Here is a 16,039-nt window from a genome sequence, read left to right on the forward strand (position 1 = left end):
CGCACCAACTGCTATCACTGCGCACCACGTACGCGGGGTGCGCAGTCGCATCAACTGGTGCGAAGTGGGGATTGGGGTGGCTGACCTGCGGTCGCCGGTCCGGCTGGCGCCGCCGGGCCGCGGACGGTCGTTGAGCGGGCGTGTACGGCGTACATCTCGCGCCGCCGGGCCACTAACAACCGACGACCGGGCGTGCGTGGCGTACGTCTCGCGCCGCCGGGCCACAAACAACCGTCAACCGGGCGTGCGTGGCATACGTCTCGCGCCGCCGGGCCACGAACGATCGCGACCGAGCGCACACGACGCACATCTCGCGCCACCGGGCCACAAACGACCCTCGACCGGGCGTGCGTGGCATACGTCTCGCGCCGCCGGGCCACGAACGATCGCGACCGAGCGCACACGACGCACATCTCGCGCCGCCACAGATCAGCGCCGAAGCGGCGACTTCTGGCGCTGTCGGGTGGGATCGCTGATCGAGAAGGGGGCAAGGCACCTGTTCACGGCCGAAACAGGTGCCAAAAAAACTCCTTCTCGCGAGGACCTGCGCCGAAGGTAGGCCGAAGGGGACTTGCCTGCACCCGCCTCCACCGCCGACCGCCGAGATCCCGCATCGACTTCGCACCATTTCCTGCGACTGCGCACCACGTACGCGGGGTGCGCAGTTGCATCAGCTGGTGCGAAGTGGGGATTGCCTGGCCTGGGTACGGTGGCAGCCATGCCCCAGACGGACCCGCACCGCGTGGTGGGCAGGGTGCTGGACTGGTACGCCGACCATGCCCGCGACCTGCCCTGGCGCCGGCCGGAGGCGACGGCGTGGGAGATCATGGTCAGCGAGTTCATGCTGCAGCAGACCCCCGTTGCGCGGGTGCTGGAACCGTGGCGGCAATGGGTCGATCGCTGGCCGACACCGCCGGATCTGGCCGCCGCGCCGGCTGGCGAGGCGGTCCGCGCCTGGGGCCGGTTGGGCTATCCGCGCCGCGCGCTGCGGTTGCACCGGGCGGCGGAGGCGATCACCGACCTGCACGGCGGCCACGTACCCACCAGCCATGCTGAGCTGCTCCGACTGCCCGGCGTGGGCAGCTATACGGCAGCAGCGATCGCGTCGTTCGCACACCGGCAGCGGCACGTCGTCCTTGACACGAACGTCCGGCGGGTGCTGGCTCGAATAGCCTCCGGCGAGGCCTACCCGCCGGTGTCGGCAACCGTCGCCGAGACCCGGATGGCGACGGAGTTCCTGCCGGAGGAGCCGACCCGCGCCGCGGTGTGGGCGGTCGCATCGATGGAGCTCGGGGCATTGGTCTGTACTGCTCGCACACCGGCATGCGAACGCTGCCCGGTGGTCGATCTCTGCACCTGGCATACGGCGGGGTGCCCGACGAGTACAGGACCGGGGCGGCGACGGCAGACGTACGAGGGCACCGACCGGCAATGCCGCGGCGCCCTGCTGGCCGTGCTGCGGTCGAGCGACATCCGCGTCGACCGGATCGAACTGGACGCCTGCTGGCCGGCCGCGCCGCAGCGCGAACGGGCCCTGGCTTCGCTGCTTGCCGACGGATTGATGGTCGGCGACGACACAACGGGATACGCCCTGCCTGGCTGACAGCATGCTGACACCGAGGGCCGGTGTCGCCCAGCTTCGGATCGCGATACTCAACCACGGATCGGAATTGACGCTGGATCCGCGGCACCGGCCGCGCAATTTCCATCCACGGATGGAAATTGACGCCCCAACCCGCCCCAACCCTGGGCAAGCCATCGCCACGACTCAACCATGGATGGGAATCGCGGGCCCCGGCGGACTAGGGTCGGCCATCATGAGCACTGCACTCGACCCGACTCGGGCCCTGCTGCACGGCGCCTCGATTCCGGTGCTCGGTCTCGGCACCTGGCCCTTGGCCGATGCCGAGGCAGCCGCGGCCGTACGCACTGCTATCGAGTCCGGCTATCGGCTGATCGACACCGCGGAGAACTACCGGAACGAAGTGGGCGTCGGGCAGGGCATCCGCGACTCCGGGATCGATCGGTCGCAGGTGTTCATCGCCACCAAGTTCAACCGTGAGTGGCACAGCGTCGAAGGCGTACTCCAGGCGTACCTGGCCAGTCTCGAGCGGCTTGGTGTTGACTATCTCGATCTGCTCATGGTGCATTGGCCCAATCCGGACCAGTGCCGGTTCGCCGATGCCGTCCGTGGGCTCGATGCGCTGCTGGAGGAGGGGGCGATCAGGGCGATCGGGGTGTCGAACTTCAAGGCTTGGCATCTGCGTCAGGTTCTCCTGGAAACGGGCGTGACACCCGATGTGAATCAGATCCAGGTCAGCCCCTACAGCACCCGCGATGACCTGCGCAGGTTCAACGCCGAGCACGGCATCGCGACCGAGTCCTGGAGCCCGATCGGTGGTTCGAAAGCAGCACGATTGCGTACGGACCCGGTGATCGCTGGCATCGCCGAGAAATACGGCAGGTCACCAGTTCAAGTCGTGTTGCGCTGGCACCTTCAGCTGGGCCTGATCGTCATTCCCAAGTCGGCAAACCCGCATCGGATCGCGGAGAACGCCGCCATCTTCGACTTCGCCCTCGCCGACGACGATCTCGCAGCCATCTCCGCCCTTGATCGAGGCGATGGCCACATCACCGACTCCGATCGATCCGGCAACTGAAGTGCGCAGAGGTCCCACTCGACGACTGTTATCCGTGCGTACCACCGATGTGAGTGGACGCAGACGCAGCACTACCGAGGTCGTGGTCCAACGGATCCCCTGGCAGTCCACCTACGCCCGTGTGAGCACGGTCGGCCGCGACGGTGACCGGGCCTTCGTCCTCGTGCCGGGTATCGGAGTCTCCTCGAACTACTTCGAACGCCTCGCGGCGCAGTTGAACGGGTACGGGCCGGTGCATGCGCTCGACCTGCCCGGCTTCGGCGGCGTACCTCATCCGAAGAGCAGAAGGATGACCATCGCCGACTACGCCGACCTGGTCGGAAAGGTCGTCGACGACCTGAACCTGGTGGACCCTGTGCTGGTAGGGCACTCGATGGGTACCCAGGTGGTCGCCGATCTTGCCGCTCGTTATCCGCAGGGCTTGGCAGGAGAAGCCATGGGCCGGGGCCCGCTCAGCTCGATCGTCCTGCTCGGCCCGGTGCTCAGCCCTGACGAGCGGACCCTGTCCCGGGCCGTCAGTCGTTTCCTCGCGGCCGCTCGAGAGGAGCCACCGCGGGTGGCGGTGCTGGCGATGCAGGCGTACGCGCTGTGTGGGGTCCGATGGTTCTCCCGGGTGCTGCCGGAGATGATGCACTATCCGCTGGAGGAGACACTGCCGAAAGTGCGCTCCAACACCCTCGTGATCAGCGGCGCGCTGGATACGTTATGTCCGCCGGAGTGGATCGACCAGGTGATGGAGCTGCTGCCCAGCGGCCGGGTCGAGATCATCGAGGACGCTGCACACTCGATCATGCATGCGCACGCGGACACGGTCGCCGAGCTGGCGGTTGCCCACGTACGCCATCCCGGCACGGGCCCACTCCCGACGCAGGCGGCCGATCGGGCTGCCAACGGCGCTCACGGCGACAGTAATGACGGCGACAGTAATGACGGCGACAGTAATGACGGCGACAGTGATGACGGCGATGCCAGTCCGGATGGGCTGGCCGAGTTCACCGGTCAGCTCACCGAGCTGGCTGGCATCCTCACCGATGACGACGAGAAGATCGCCGAAGGCAAGACCGCTCAGGCCCAGGCAATCGCCGAGGCCAGCGAGTCCCCGCGCGACCTCCCGTAGTCACTTCCCACTTCCCCTGATTCCACTTCGCACCGACTCTCTCTGCAACTGCGCACCACTTCCCGCTTCCCCCAATTCGACTTCGCACCAACTAATGCGACTCCGCACTGGGTACACGTAGTGCGAAGTAGCAGCAGCTGGTGCGAAGTCGAAGCAGGCCGAAATCCCCCGGGGAAAGTCGAATCAAGGGGTTCGGAACGCGAGACTGGAGAGACGGCGAAGGGCCGCCCCGAATCACGGGACGACCCTTCGATAACGCTGAACTACAGGACCCTCAGGTCCAGATCAGACGAGACAGACTCAGCGATCGCTGGTCGCCTCACCATGCTCGCCGGGCTCGGCCAAGCCCTCGATCACACCACCGAACTCCACCGGCGGCGTGTCCGGCGCGGTCGAGCGTTCGACACCCATGAACGTAAACGCGTTTTCCGACCCAGGATCGGCCACATCCACGACCACGATCTGACCCGACTTCACCTCGGAGAACAAGATCTTCTCGGCCAGCATGTCCTCGATGTCGCGCTGCAGTGCCCGACGCAGCGGCCGTGCACCCAGCACCGGATCGAAACCGCGCTTCGCGATCAAGGTCTTGGCCGCGGGCGTGAGCTCGATGCCCATGTCCTTGTCCTTCAGCCGGATCTCGATCTGGGCCACCATCAGGTCGACGATCCGCTCGATGTCGGCCTGGGTCAGCTGGCGGAACACCACGATCTCGTCGACACGGTTGAGGAACTCGGGCCGGAAGTGCTGCTTGAGCTCGTCGGCGACCTTGGCCTTCATCTTCTCGTAGCTGCCCTCGGCGTCACCGGCCTGGCTGAAGCCCAGCGACACGCTCTTGGCGATGTCCCGGGTGCCCAGGTTGGTGGTCATCACGATGACGGTGTTCTTGAAGTCGACCACCCGGCCCTGCGCATCGGTCAGCCGACCTTCGTCCAGGATCTGCAGCAGCGAGTTGAAGATGTCCGGGTGTGCCTTCTCGACCTCGTCGAAGAGGACCACGCTGAACGGCTTGCGGCGCACCTTCTCGGTGAGCTGACCGCCCTCTTCGTAGCCCACATACCCCGGCGGCGAGCCGAACAGCCGCGAGGCGGTGTGCTTCTCGGAGAACTCGCTCATGTCCAGCTGGATCAGCGCGTCCTCGTCGCCGAACAGGAACTCGGTCAGCGCCTTGGTCAGCTCGGTCTTGCCGACGCCGGAGGGGCCGGCGAAGATGAACGAGCCGCTGGGCCGCTTCGGGTCCTTCAGACCGGCCCGGGTACGCCGGATCGACCGCGACAGCGCCCGCACCGCGTCGTGCTGACCGATGTAGCGCTTGCCCAGCTCGTCCTCCATCCGGAGCAGTCGAGCCGACTCCTCCTCGGTGAGCTTGAACACCGGGATGCCGGTGGCGGTGGAGAGCACCTCGGCGATGATCTCCTCGTCCACCTCGGCCACCACGTCCAGATCGCCGGACTTCCACTGTGCCTCCCGCTCGGAGCGTGAGGCGAGCAGCTTCTTCTCGTCGTCGCGGAGACTGGCGGCACGCTCGAAATCCTGAGCGTCGATCGCGGCTTCCTTCTCCAGCCGTACGGCGGCGATCTTCTCGTCGAACTCGCGCAGATCCGGTGGCGCGGTCATCCGGCGGATCCGGAGCCGGGCACCGGCCTCGTCGATCAGGTCGATCGCCTTGTCCGGCAGGAACCGGTCGGAGATATAGCGATCGGCCATCTGCGCCGCAGCCACCAAGGCCTCGTCGGTGATGGTGATCCGGTGGTGCGCCTCGTACCGGTCCCGCAGCCCGCGCAGGATGTCGATGGTATGGGCGATCGACGGCTCGGCCACCTGGATCGGCTGGAACCGGCGTTCCAGCGCGGCGTCCTTCTCAACGTACTTGCGGTATTCGTCGAGCGTGGTCGCACCGATGGTCTGCAATTCCCCGCGAGCCAGCATCGGCTTCAAGATGCTCGCCGCGTCGATCGCGCCCTCGGCCGCACCGGCACCGACCAGGGTGTGGATCTCGTCGATGAACAGCACGACGTCACCGCGCGTACGAATCTCCTTGAGCACCTTCTTCAGGCGCTCTTCGAAATCACCGCGGTAACGGCTGCCGGCCACCAGAGCACCCAGGTCGAGGGTGTAGATCTGCTTGTCCCGCAGCGTCTCGGGAACATCGCCACGCACAATCGCCTGCGACAACCCCTCCACCACCGCGGTCTTACCGACACCGGGCTCACCGATCAGCACAGGGTTGTTCTTCGTACGTCGGGAGAGCACCGTCATCACGCGCTCGATCTCGGTTTCCCGGCCGATGACCGGGTCGAGCTTGTTCTCCCGAGCAGCCTGGGTCAGATTGCGGCCGAACTGGTCGAGCACCATCGACGAGGATGGCGCGTTGCCCTGCTCCGGCGCGCCGGCGGTCGCCGCCTCTTTGCCCTGGAATCCGCTGAGCAGTTGGAGAACCTGGCTGCGTACCCGATTCAAATCGGCGCCGAGTTTCACCAGCACCTGCGCGGCGACGCCTTCTCCCTCGCGAATGAGCCCCAACAAGATGTGCTCAGTGCCGATGTAGGAATGGTTGATCTGCAACGCCTCGCGCAGCGAGAGCTCCAAGACTTTCTTCGCTCGCGGTGTGAATGGAATATGTCCACTGGGTGACTGCTGACCGTGGCCGATGATCTCCTCGACCTTCTGCCGAACAGCCTCAAGCGAAATACCCAATGACTCCAAAGCCTTGGCCGCGACGCCTTCACCCTCATGGATCAACCCGAGCAGGATGTGCTCGGTGCCGATGTAGTTGTGGTTCAGCATGCGAGCCTCTTCTTGCGCCAACACGACGACGCGTCGGGCCCGATCGGTAAAACGCTCAAACATGACTTCTCCTCGTTGACGGTGCCTGCGCAGTGAACCCTTGCGGGCCCGCAGCACCTGCTGGAACCCAACTCTAGTCCGCGACCCCGGCCGCTTCGGACCGTTCGGCGCAGGTCCTCGGGATCGAGGGATGTACGCCCAGGCGGACGGGTTGCCTACTCGTCAACGCCGGTAGGCGGTCCGTCTGTTCCCACTTCGCCACCGCCAACCACACGGCAACGTCGTCAGCGGGTCTCAGGGCACGTCACACCAGGAATCTCGTCAGTTCCAGCACCTCGCGCCGGCGCGCACCAGACCGTGCACGGCGCGGCCTCGAAGATTGCGACCGACCACGGAAGCACCTGAACGCACTGCGCCCCGGACGAACCATGTTCGCCCAGGGCGCAACTGCAACCTGCTGAGATTCAGTTCAGATCAGGCGTGTGCCTTCTCGTACGCCTGGCGAACGTCGGCGGAGATCCGACCCCGGCTGGACACCTCCATGCCGTTCTCGACCGCCCAAGCGCGGATTTCACTGGTGGAACCGCCGCTGCTTTCGCTGCTTGCGGCACGACCGGCAGAGCGGGTCCGCTTTCGACCGCCCACCTTTCGCGCATGTGCCAACCAAGGCGCCAACGCGCCCCGCAAGTCCGCCGCATTCGCAGACGAGAGATCGATCTCGTACTCTGCGCCATCGAGTGCGAACGAGACAGTCTCGTCCGCTTGGCTGCCGTCGTAATCGTCTTCCAAAATAATCTGGACGCGCTGCGCCACTTCTGCCTCCGGTATAGGAATGGGGACCGACGTGCTTCACGTTACCTCAGAGTCACTCGATCACGAAACAGAAACGACAATCTGATGTGGGGTGATTGTTCAGGGATTGTTGATGTCTGATCCTGTCGGCCGGCCCGATATCGCAGCAACCGCGCAGAATCAAGCTGAAGCGGGGCTCTTCGGCGATCCGGGGCTCTTCGGGCTCACCGCAGACCGCGGGCTCAACGGGCTCTTCGGGGTCGCCGGCGAAACAGGCGTGTTTGCAGTGTTGGGTGTGTTGGGCGTCAGCGCCGTCTTCGGTGTGTTGGGAGTGTTCGCGGTATTCGGAGTGATCGCGGTCGCCGGTGTCGCCGGCGTATTCGCAGTCTTCGGCGACATCGCGGTGTTGGGCGTGACCGGCGTCGGATCGACGACATTCATCGCGTCATCCACCGCGGTCAGCGCCACTGCGTCGGACTGCTGCACCGACTCCGCCACGACCTCCGAGCTTGCGTTGAAGCCGAACGGTCCATACCCCGCGGCAAAGGCCGCCACCGGAGTCAGCGCCACCGCAGCTGCACCGCCAGCCAGAATCCACTTGGTCTTGTCGAGCATCGTGCTCATTCCTCTCGGGTGATCTCATCGGGTCAGCTCCCCACTGACGAGACCAAATCAACCAACCCGAGATGAGGTGACCAGGAGCCAGCAATGAGAGCCCTCTCACCCCCTCTCACACGAAGTCGCTCGGGTTGCTGGTTGTCGCTCGATCTGCAGATGGAGCGACAACCAGAATCCCGAGCGACTTCCGCGGCAGGTCGGCAGACCGGGAGGTCCGAGCGACAACCAGCGTCAGGCGGGGCGGCGGTCTGCTTCGAAGTTCGGCATGGCCGGCTCGACGGGATGCTGGCTGATGACCAGGCGTGCCTCGCCGACCGACGGCGTGACAGCTTCGGCCGCAGCAGGCCGGTCAGCCCGTTCGACACGTACGCGCCGCGGCAGCGCATGCACCCCTGCCGCCGTCTCCACGGCACCAGGAGCAGCTGAAGACAGCGGCACCGACCGCATCAGGGAGAGCTCGACATCGCGATCCCGAACGGCCTCGCGGAGCCCGCTGACGGTCTTGTTGGCATGCACCAGCTGGCGCCGTACCGAGCCGAGATCGCTGCTCAGCGCGGCCACCTCGACCCGGAGCCCGGCGATCTGGGTCTGTTGACGATCGACCTCACTCCGCCAACGCTTGGCGCGCTCGCTCACGGTGCTCAAGACATCAGCGTTGTGCTGGCGCTCCGCCCGCAGGTCAGCGCTGTGCCGCCGCCCGACCGTGATCAGCTCCTGGGCATGCTTTCGCTTGGTCAGATAGAGCTCCCGCCAAGCCAGCGCGCACGAGGCCACCGCCGAAGCCAGCGCGATCACCACGCCGGCCCGCAGCATCCAATCCGGCCCGGCCAGCGAGCCGAGCGACAACACCGTGCCCACGACCAGCACCGCGGTGGAGATCCGCTGCCGCGCCGGGGCCGTCTGCTTCCGCGTGGCCGTGCCCGTACGCGCGAGTTGGGCAGGGGCCGACACCGGGGCAGTGGTCACGGCGCCCACCCTATGTAGCGATGGACTCCTCCTGGAGGAGGCTGCGCCGTGTCTCCCGCCTCATCAACGCAATGGTCAATGCCAGCAGCACGATCACCAGCATCGCGACGTTGTGGACATATTTCGCCTGCTGCGAGACCTCCCCGATCATCGGGTCGTAGGTGAAGGCGAGAAGACCCGTCAGCAGCAATGGGGCGGCGCCTACGACGGCGATATGCGTCGGACTCCAGGACCGCGCCCGCGACGCGCGATGCAGCAGGAATCCGGCCAGTGCCAGCAGGACAACCGCTCCCGCGACGCCGGGCCAGGACTGCGGGAGCAGATGGTAGGCGGTCGCCAGGACCAGGGAGACCACGGCCGTGCGTCCCAGCTGGGGGCCAGAAACACTGGTGGCCAGCCGGGGTCGCCGCCCGACCACCACTCCGCCGGCGATCAACGCAAGAACCACCAGACCGGCACCGATCAGCTGACCCGGCGCGGCGTGCCAGTGCTCGGTCTGCAGATGCCAGTACAGCACCAGCACCGAGGCGACGGCATAGGCCAGCCCGGCAATCACCAGACCCGGCACCCGCAGCCACGGCTGGTGCGTCCGATCCGGCCGCCACGCCTCCACCAGCGCGATCGGACCGCAGATGCTCAGCATCACATGACCGCCGACGAAGCTGAGCAGGTTGTAGGCACTGAGACCCAGTGGACCGATCAAGGTGACGGTGAACATCTCGTCCCAGCCGCTGAGGCCTCGATAGTCGGGACTGAACAGAGACTGATCGACCAGACCGGCCTCGATCACCCCGAAGGCCGCGCTGAAAGCGAGGATCCCGACCCATCCCAGTCGCGCTCGACGGGCGATCTCGCGGATCAGCAAGGCCGCGCACCCATACAGCGGGACGAAGATCAGCAAGTTCCCGAGCAGCGCGGCCGGATGCCCGGTCGAGTCGTCGTACGCCGACAGGTACTCGGCACAGATCGGTGACAGGACGAGCAGACTCAGCGCCAGCCACCACGTACGGCGCCGAGGAGGTTGTGACGTCGTTGCGGATTCCTCCATAACCATAATGGTGCATTGATGTTCCGTAATAGGCAAGAGACGTTCGCTATGATTGTCGCCGTGATCCTGGCCCGATCGACCAAGGCAGACCGCACCCGACGCGACATCGTCGCCGCCGCCGTCGATGTCTGGGCAGCCGACAACAGCGCCTCACTCGGCACCGTGGCTGATCGAGCAGGGGTTGGGCGGACCACGGTGAACCGGTATTTCGCCGATCGGGCGCAGCTGATCGCCGCCGTCGACGAGGAGTGTCGGGCCCGATATGCCAGCGCGGTCGCCCAGTCGAGACCGACCGAAGGCACCGGCCTGGAAGCGCTGCTGCGGATGTGCACCGAGCTGATCCAGCTCGGATCAGTGCTCGGCCTGGTGTTCGCCGACAACGCGCTGGTCGACCCCGACACGTGGTACGACGACGAGGACGATCCGCTGGGCTCGGCCATCAGCAGGGGTTACCAGGACGGGTCGCTGGCCCAGGATCTGCCCGGAGACTGGGTTGGCACCGTCGTCTGGACCACCCTGTTCGCCGCGCATCTGGTGGTCGCCTCGGGGTCGCGCACCTGGCACGAAGCAGCCAGCCTGCTCACCCGCACCTTGACCTCCGGCATCGCCGCACCGGGTGCGTAGACCCTCGCAGGGAGCGCGGTGCCGAACGACATCAAGGCCACCACTCCCCGGCCTATGCCGAACGACATGGCGCTCCCACCGACACCGCCCTTCCTAGTGGATCTCGCCCTCATGCTCGGGACGCTCTCCGTTGCCGGTGAAGCCGACGGCGAGCACGGCCGGTGCATCCGCCTTGGCTGCGCTGGTCAGCGTCACCTGATATTGGATGAGCCGCGAACTGCCGGTGATCCGCCCTGCCTTGGACACGGCCTTCCACGCCGTCCAGCTGCCGTCTGGCGTCACGGTGCTCCCCGTACGCACCTTGATGACCGCCGAGCTGCCCTTGGGAACAACCATCCGCGTCACCGCCTGATCCCAATCGACCATCGCCTGGGCGTCCAGCACCCCTGAGGTGAAGGTTCCCTGTCGCTTCTCGGCACGATCGCCGGCCAGGGTGACTCCACGCAGGTCGGCGGCGTCGATCGTGGCCTGACCAGCGAGCTTCCCTCGCCGGAAGGAGGCCGCATACTGCTCCCCGACCCCAGCGGCAGGTGTCGCCACCCGGACGGCTTTGCCCAGCACCGCGTTACCGGCGCGATCGGCCGAGCTCGTCCGGAACCAGTACGTGGCATCGGGATCGAGCCCGACCACCACCAGGCTGTGTGCCCGAGTGGCTTCCGAATCGACAGCTGAGATCACCAGCTTGCCCGCCGAGCGTCCAACGCTCACCGACCCCTTCGTAGGCTCGTCGGTCGACCACTCGACCCGGGCCGTGCCATCAGGCAACGGCGTGATCACCGGTGTGGTGAATCTTCCGGATGCTCAGACCTTGAGTGCGGCGGAGATGCTCGCCGCAGTAGCCATCTCGACCAAGTCACGAGCATGCGCCGCGCAGACCGTTTCCGTTTCAGTCCGATACAGGCTGCGAATCGCGGCCGCAGGGGTGAAGCGACCGCCCATACCTCCGACCTGACGATCGGGCCACCAACGCGCCATGGACCGCTCGAGCGCGATCGTCAGCGGCACTTCAACAAGGACCACCTCGAGCCTTTGGTAGCCGTAGGTCGCCAAATCGCCCACCAGTTGCGGCGCCAACCCACTCCAAGACATCGTGCCCTCGATAACCACATTCTCGCGTGCAGCCATGCATATCTGCTGCACTTTGTCGGCAACGACAGTCGACTCGCGATGATAGATCCCGGAAAGCTCCATCGGCATGATCCCTTCGCAGTCAGCCAGCGCCAAGTCGGCAACCTCGTCAGGAACGGCCAGGTTCCCACTGCGGAGATCGTGCTCGATGAGCAAGACCTTGAAGTCATCCGGGTCTATCCGTCGCCAGGTGTCGTCGTAGCCAAGCTCAGTGAGTTGGGTCGACTTTCCGGCTGCCGGCGGGCCAGCCGTAGCGACCGCTGCAAGACCGTCGACCGCAATCCGGGTGCTGACGTCCAAGAACGCATCAATCAGTTCTCGGTGCGTCCGCAGCCGGCTCGGCAGGTAGCGGCCTACGTGTGGGTCGGTGCCACCGACCGCATGTCTGCGCCACGTGGCGCCAACGGCGTCCATATTTAGCGGAGCACCTGGAGCGCACAGTGCCTCCAGCCCAGCTGCGACCGCCGCCCGAAGATCAGTGATCAGCACTCGCAGACTTCGCGCTCGGCGCCTCGCGTGCTATCTCCTCGTACTCCTCATCAGTGATGAGGCCGCCAGCAAGTCCGTTCTCGATCTGACGCCAGTCCCCACGGAGGTAGGCGTCGCCGCCAGAGGGGTCGTACTGACCAGAGCGATATTCGTACGACACCAATCCCTTCATCATCGTGGCCGTGTCGATCTGGCCGACCGCACGACGATAGATCAACTCGTTGGGACTCGGTGCCAGCAGTGAGGGATCCTGCTCTATCTGCCTCACAATCCGCGACACCGTTGGTTGCGAGGTCCCGAGCAGAGCTGCGATTGCGGACTGCGACGTCTTCGCCCTACCAGCCTGGTAGATCAGCCGGCGCTCGGCCAGTTGATTCAACTCCCTCTGTGCTCGAAGGACTCTGGCAGCGTCCCTGACGGCGTCCTTCGACGGCGCCCCCCCCTTGATACCCGCCGCGAACGCGGCGGGACCGACGATCTCGATAACCGGCAAGAAGGCCGCCGCGTCGGACTGGGCGATGACGCCGACGTTCCTCCTTCCACTGGGCACCGCGCTTGAGGCAAGTGCGCGTCCAGAACGCCGTTTCCTCGCTACCATCTCAGCCTCCTCCATTCACTTTGAATGATACCTCTGATGGCGCGCCGCTTCCTCACTGCGGGTTTTGTTCCATGGTCACCGCTCACGGGGACCATGGAACAAACCGCCGATGGGGTCAGCTGTGGGACTCGTACGGGTCCTCGTCCTCCAGATCGTCCTCATCGTCGCCACCCGGCACTTTGCAGGCCCGTTCCAGCAGCAGGCCGGCGATGCACAGACCGGCCGCAACTGCGACGGCGACCAGGGACCGGATCACTCGCTCCCTCGGCCCCTCGGCATCCCAGCGGCCGAGGAAGAGCAGCGCAAAGCTCAGATAGCCGCCGGCGACCAGGGCGCCGGCCAGCGCGGATGCCTTGCCCAGCACCAGGAACGCCACTCCACGCTCCGGCTCGATGCGTTCATGACGCACCTGGATCCGCTGATGGGTCGACCACGCCAGCGCGCCGACCAGCGCCGCGATCACCGCCAGCGCACCCGGCGCGGTCCAGGGCACATACGGCGGGACCACATCGAGGGCGCCGGCGATGACCACGATCAACCACCCGCCGAGGGCACCGAAGATGGCAGCGATGAGCAGGGTCGTCCACGAGGTCGATCTCACCGAGCCACTGCTCGGGTCTCCAGCCGGTCGGCTCGGGCCGCGCTCGGTCATCACAGCGGCCCGGTCACCAGGGCAAACCAGTCATCTGATCCGGGTCAGTCGACTTCGATCTCGAGATCGGTGCGCCGTACGACACCATCGGTGCCCGAAACAGCGGCGGCCAGTTCAGAGATCCGACCGACACCGGGGATTTCACCGCGGGCATCGACCTCCAACCAGGGCAGCAGCACGAAGGCACGCTCGCCGGCCAGCGGATGCGGCAGGCGCATGTCGTCGGTCTCGGCGGTCGAGTTGCCGACCATGATCAGGTCCACATCGAGGGTTCGGGGGGCCCACTTCTCCTCCCGCTCCCGGCCGAACGCGTCCTCGATCGCCTGGGCACGCTCCAGCAAGGTCCGCGGTTCCAGGGTCGACTCGGCCACCACCACCAGGTTCAGGAAAGACGGGCTGTCCGCCGGACCGCCCACCGGCTCGGTCTCGTACACCGAGGAGACATCGACCACGATCACATCCGGGGTGTCCCGAATGGCATCGACCGCGCCCTGCAGGTTGTTCAGCCGGTCGCCGAGATTGGAGCCAAGCGAGTAGACGACTTTACGGAGCGGCTTCATTCCGCTCAGGGTGTCCGCGTCAATGGCATAGGGATTGGGACTGCTCATATGGCGTTACTCCTGGTCAGGGTGACGGCGACATCGCCGACCCGTACGGGCATGGGCGCCTGTGGCTTGTGGACCGTGACCGTGACGGTCGTGATCCGCGGGTCGCGCAGGCAGGTCCTGGCTATCCGGTCGGCCAACTTTTCGATCAGGTTGACCGGGTCGCGCTCGATGTCAGCCACCACGGCGGTGGCCAACGCCGAGTAGTCGATGGTCTCGGCGAGGTCGTCGCTCTCGGCGGCCACGCTGAGGTCCATCGTGGCGACGACATCGACGACGAAATCCTGCCCCTCGTCTCGCTCGAACGCATACACGCCGTGGTGCCCGCGTCCGACGATGCCGGTGAGCACAATCAGGTCAGCCGTCATCATCACCTCCGCCTACGACCCTATCGGACTTGCCAAGAGATGAGATCCGTCGCTGAGAGGGCTGGACGAGGTTCCCAGCAGACCCACAGCGTGTTATCACGTCGCTGACAGGCACCGACCCGGGCGCGAGCTGATTCAGCCTCGACGCATTCGTTCGACCACTGCAATTGCGTCACAGGTGGAGCGTACGCGATGGACGCGGACCGCCCAGACCCGCCGTTGCGCGAGCAACGTGGTCAAGGCCAGTGAGGCGTCATCCCGTTCCCTTGCCGGACGGGGCCGGCCGTCGGGTGTGGCGAGCAGCGTGCCGAGGAAGGTCTTGCGGGACAGCCCGTAGAGGATCGGATAGCCGAGGGCGTCGAGGTCGTCCAGATGGTTCAACAGCTCCCAGTTGTGCTCACCCGTCTTGGCGAAGCCGAAGCCAGGGTCCAGGATCAGCCGGTCCCGTCGGATGCCGGCGGCCAGCACCTGCTCGATCTGCTTGCTGAGCTCGGCCGTCACCTCGGCGGCCAGGTCGGCGTACACCGCCCGGCTCTGCATGTCGGCCGAGTGCCCACGCCAGTGCATGCAGACGTACGGGACTTCGAGCCGCGCCACGGTCGCCAGCATCCGCGGATCAGCCTGGCCGCCCGAGACGTCATTGATCGCCCGAGCACCAGCCGCCACCGCCTGCTCTGCGACCTCGGAGCGCATCGTGTCGACACTGACGATGCCACCGGCCGCAGACAGTGCCTGGATCACCGGGATGACCCTCGCCAACTCGACCTCCTGTGTCGGCCTGACCGCGCCCGGTCGCGTGGACTCGCCTCCCACATCGACGAGATCGGCCCCCTCGGCGAGAAGTTCGAGGCCGTGCACGATCGCGTCGTCGGGGTCCAGCCACTCGCCCCCATCGGAGAACGAATCCGGAGTGACATTGACGACGCCCACCACCAGAGTCCGCCCGGGATGGGGCAGCCCGTCCACCCGCAGCTCAGCCGTCATAGCTGGGGTCCGCTATCAACGCTGCGCCATGATCAGGCTGAGCGCCTCGGCCCGGGTGGCGGCATTGCGCAACTGGCCACGGACGGCGCTCGTCACGGTCCGCGATCCGGGCTTGCGGACGCCCCGCATCGTCATGCAGAGGTGCTCGCACTCGAGCACCACGATCACCCCGCGAGGTTGCAGGATGCGCTGCAGGGCATCGGCGACCTGGGTGGTCAGCCGCTCCTGCACCTGGGGCCGCTTGGCGTAGACGTCGACCAGCCGGGCCAACTTGCTCAGCCCGGTGATCCGGCCGTCCGCGCTGGGAATGTAACCCACGTGCGCGACTCCGGTGAACGGCACCAGGTGGTGCTCACAGCACGACCAGACCTCCATGTCCTTGACCAGGACGAATTCGTCATGCCCCAGGTCGAAGGTGGTGGTGAGGACGTCTTCAGGCTCCTGAGAGAGTCCCGCGAACATCTCTGCGTACGCCCGCGCAACCCGCTCCGGAGTGTCCCGAAGTCCGTCCCGATCCGGGTCTTCGCCGATCCCGGCCAGGATCTCGCGGACGGCTGCGACAACCCGCGGATGGTCGTACGACCGTGCCGTTCCAGCCGCCAC

At 66.1% G+C, this 16,039-nt stretch carries 17 protein-coding genes; 5 read left to right on the forward strand and 12 right to left on the reverse strand.

The window, feature by feature from the left end:
• Nucleotides 1-718 precede the first annotated feature (718 nt).
• The 3 genes from MLP_RS23275 to MLP_RS23285 all read left to right on the forward strand — a co-directional run bounded on the left by MLP_RS23275 (nt 719) and on the right by MLP_RS23285 (nt 3,777).
• Nucleotides 719-1,603: an HhH-GPD family protein gene (locus MLP_RS23275; RefSeq protein WP_049804651.1), complete on the forward strand. Its 885-nt coding sequence runs from the start codon at nt 719-721 to the stop codon at nt 1,601-1,603.
• 214 nt (nt 1,604-1,817) lie between these two features.
• On the forward strand, nt 1,818-2,660 hold the full coding sequence (locus MLP_RS23280; protein ID WP_013865668.1) for an aldo/keto reductase: 843 nt from the start codon (nt 1,818-1,820) through the stop codon (nt 2,658-2,660).
• Between the two features lie 34 nt (nt 2,661-2,694).
• Nucleotides 2,695-3,777 carry an alpha/beta fold hydrolase gene (locus tag MLP_RS23285; RefSeq protein ID WP_172641618.1) on the forward strand — a complete coding sequence of 361 codons (1,083 nt, stop codon included), beginning with the start codon at nt 2,695-2,697 and terminating at the stop codon, nt 3,775-3,777.
• Between the two features lie 300 nt (nt 3,778-4,077).
• Here MLP_RS23285 and MLP_RS23290 read toward each other — a convergent pair whose 3' ends face one another.
• On the reverse strand, nt 4,078-6,627 hold the full coding sequence (locus tag MLP_RS23290; RefSeq protein WP_013865670.1) for an ATP-dependent Clp protease ATP-binding subunit: 2,550 nt from the start codon (nt 6,625-6,627) through the stop codon (nt 4,078-4,080).
• Between the two features lie 411 nt (nt 6,628-7,038).
• A complete protein-coding gene (locus MLP_RS23295) occupies nt 7,039-7,377 on the reverse strand; it encodes a histone-like nucleoid-structuring protein Lsr2 (RefSeq protein WP_013865671.1) in 339 nt (112 codons plus the stop codon).
• A 112-nt stretch (nt 7,378-7,489) separates the two neighbouring features.
• Between MLP_RS23295 and MLP_RS23300 the strand changes: the two genes are divergently transcribed.
• Nucleotides 7,490-7,993 carry a hypothetical protein gene (locus MLP_RS23300; RefSeq protein ID WP_013865672.1) on the forward strand — a complete coding sequence of 168 codons (504 nt, stop codon included), beginning with the start codon at nt 7,490-7,492 and terminating at the stop codon, nt 7,991-7,993.
• A 212-nt stretch (nt 7,994-8,205) separates the two neighbouring features.
• Here MLP_RS23300 and MLP_RS23305 read toward each other — a convergent pair whose 3' ends face one another.
• Together MLP_RS23305 and MLP_RS23310 are read right to left on the reverse strand one after the other, a co-directional pair.
• Nucleotides 8,206-8,940, reverse strand: coding sequence for a hypothetical protein (locus MLP_RS23305; protein ID WP_156821271.1), 735 nt, complete (start codon nt 8,938-8,940; stop codon nt 8,206-8,208).
• 10 nt (nt 8,941-8,950) lie between these two features.
• Nucleotides 8,951-9,988, reverse strand: a complete 1,038-nt coding sequence (locus tag MLP_RS23310; protein ID WP_013865674.1) for a hypothetical protein — start codon at nt 9,986-9,988, stop codon at nt 8,951-8,953.
• Nucleotides 9,989-10,048: 60 nt separating this feature from the next.
• Between MLP_RS23310 and MLP_RS23315 the strand changes: the two genes are divergently transcribed.
• Complete coding sequence (locus tag MLP_RS23315; protein ID WP_172641619.1) at nt 10,049-10,612, forward strand: TetR/AcrR family transcriptional regulator; 564 nt, start codon at nt 10,049-10,051, stop codon at nt 10,610-10,612.
• 93 nt (nt 10,613-10,705) lie between these two features.
• Here MLP_RS23315 and MLP_RS23320 read toward each other — a convergent pair whose 3' ends face one another.
• From MLP_RS23320 to folE, 8 genes are all read right to left on the reverse strand, one after another.
• Nucleotides 10,706-11,320, reverse strand: coding sequence for a hypothetical protein (locus MLP_RS23320; RefSeq protein ID WP_156821272.1), 615 nt, complete (start codon nt 11,318-11,320; stop codon nt 10,706-10,708).
• 93 nt (nt 11,321-11,413) lie between these two features.
• Nucleotides 11,414-12,154, reverse strand: coding sequence for a zeta toxin family protein (locus MLP_RS26815; protein WP_049804652.1), 741 nt, complete (start codon nt 12,152-12,154; stop codon nt 11,414-11,416).
• Nucleotides 12,155-12,215: 61 nt separating this feature from the next.
• The gene (locus MLP_RS23330) at nt 12,216-12,842 is read right to left on the reverse strand and encodes a helix-turn-helix domain-containing protein (RefSeq protein ID WP_013865679.1); all 627 of its coding nucleotides are present in this window, start codon (nt 12,840-12,842) and stop codon (nt 12,216-12,218) included.
• A gap of 100 nt (nt 12,843-12,942) precedes the next feature.
• The gene (locus MLP_RS23335) at nt 12,943-13,428 is read right to left on the reverse strand and encodes a DUF3180 domain-containing protein (protein ID WP_172641620.1); all 486 of its coding nucleotides are present in this window, start codon (nt 13,426-13,428) and stop codon (nt 12,943-12,945) included.
• Between the two features lie 95 nt (nt 13,429-13,523).
• Nucleotides 13,524-14,087, reverse strand: a complete 564-nt coding sequence (gene folK / locus MLP_RS23340) for a 2-amino-4-hydroxy-6-hydroxymethyldihydropteridine diphosphokinase (protein WP_013865681.1) — start codon at nt 14,085-14,087, stop codon at nt 13,524-13,526.
• The gene (folB, locus tag MLP_RS23345) at nt 14,084-14,455 is read right to left on the reverse strand and encodes a dihydroneopterin aldolase (protein WP_013865682.1); all 372 of its coding nucleotides are present in this window, start codon (nt 14,453-14,455) and stop codon (nt 14,084-14,086) included. Before folB ends, folK begins: the two co-directional genes overlap by 4 nt.
• A gap of 132 nt (nt 14,456-14,587) precedes the next feature.
• Nucleotides 14,588-15,436 (reverse strand): dihydropteroate synthase, encoded by an 849-nt coding sequence (gene folP, locus MLP_RS23350; RefSeq protein ID WP_013865683.1) that lies wholly within the window; start codon nt 15,434-15,436, stop codon nt 14,588-14,590.
• A gap of 15 nt (nt 15,437-15,451) precedes the next feature.
• On the reverse strand, nt 15,452-16,039 hold the full coding sequence (gene folE, locus MLP_RS23355; protein WP_013865684.1) for a GTP cyclohydrolase I FolE: 588 nt from the start codon (nt 16,037-16,039) through the stop codon (nt 15,452-15,454).

It is taken from the genome of Microlunatus phosphovorus NM-1, assembly GCF_000270245.1.
Lineage (GTDB): Bacteria > Actinomycetota > Actinomycetes > Propionibacteriales > Propionibacteriaceae > Microlunatus > Microlunatus phosphovorus.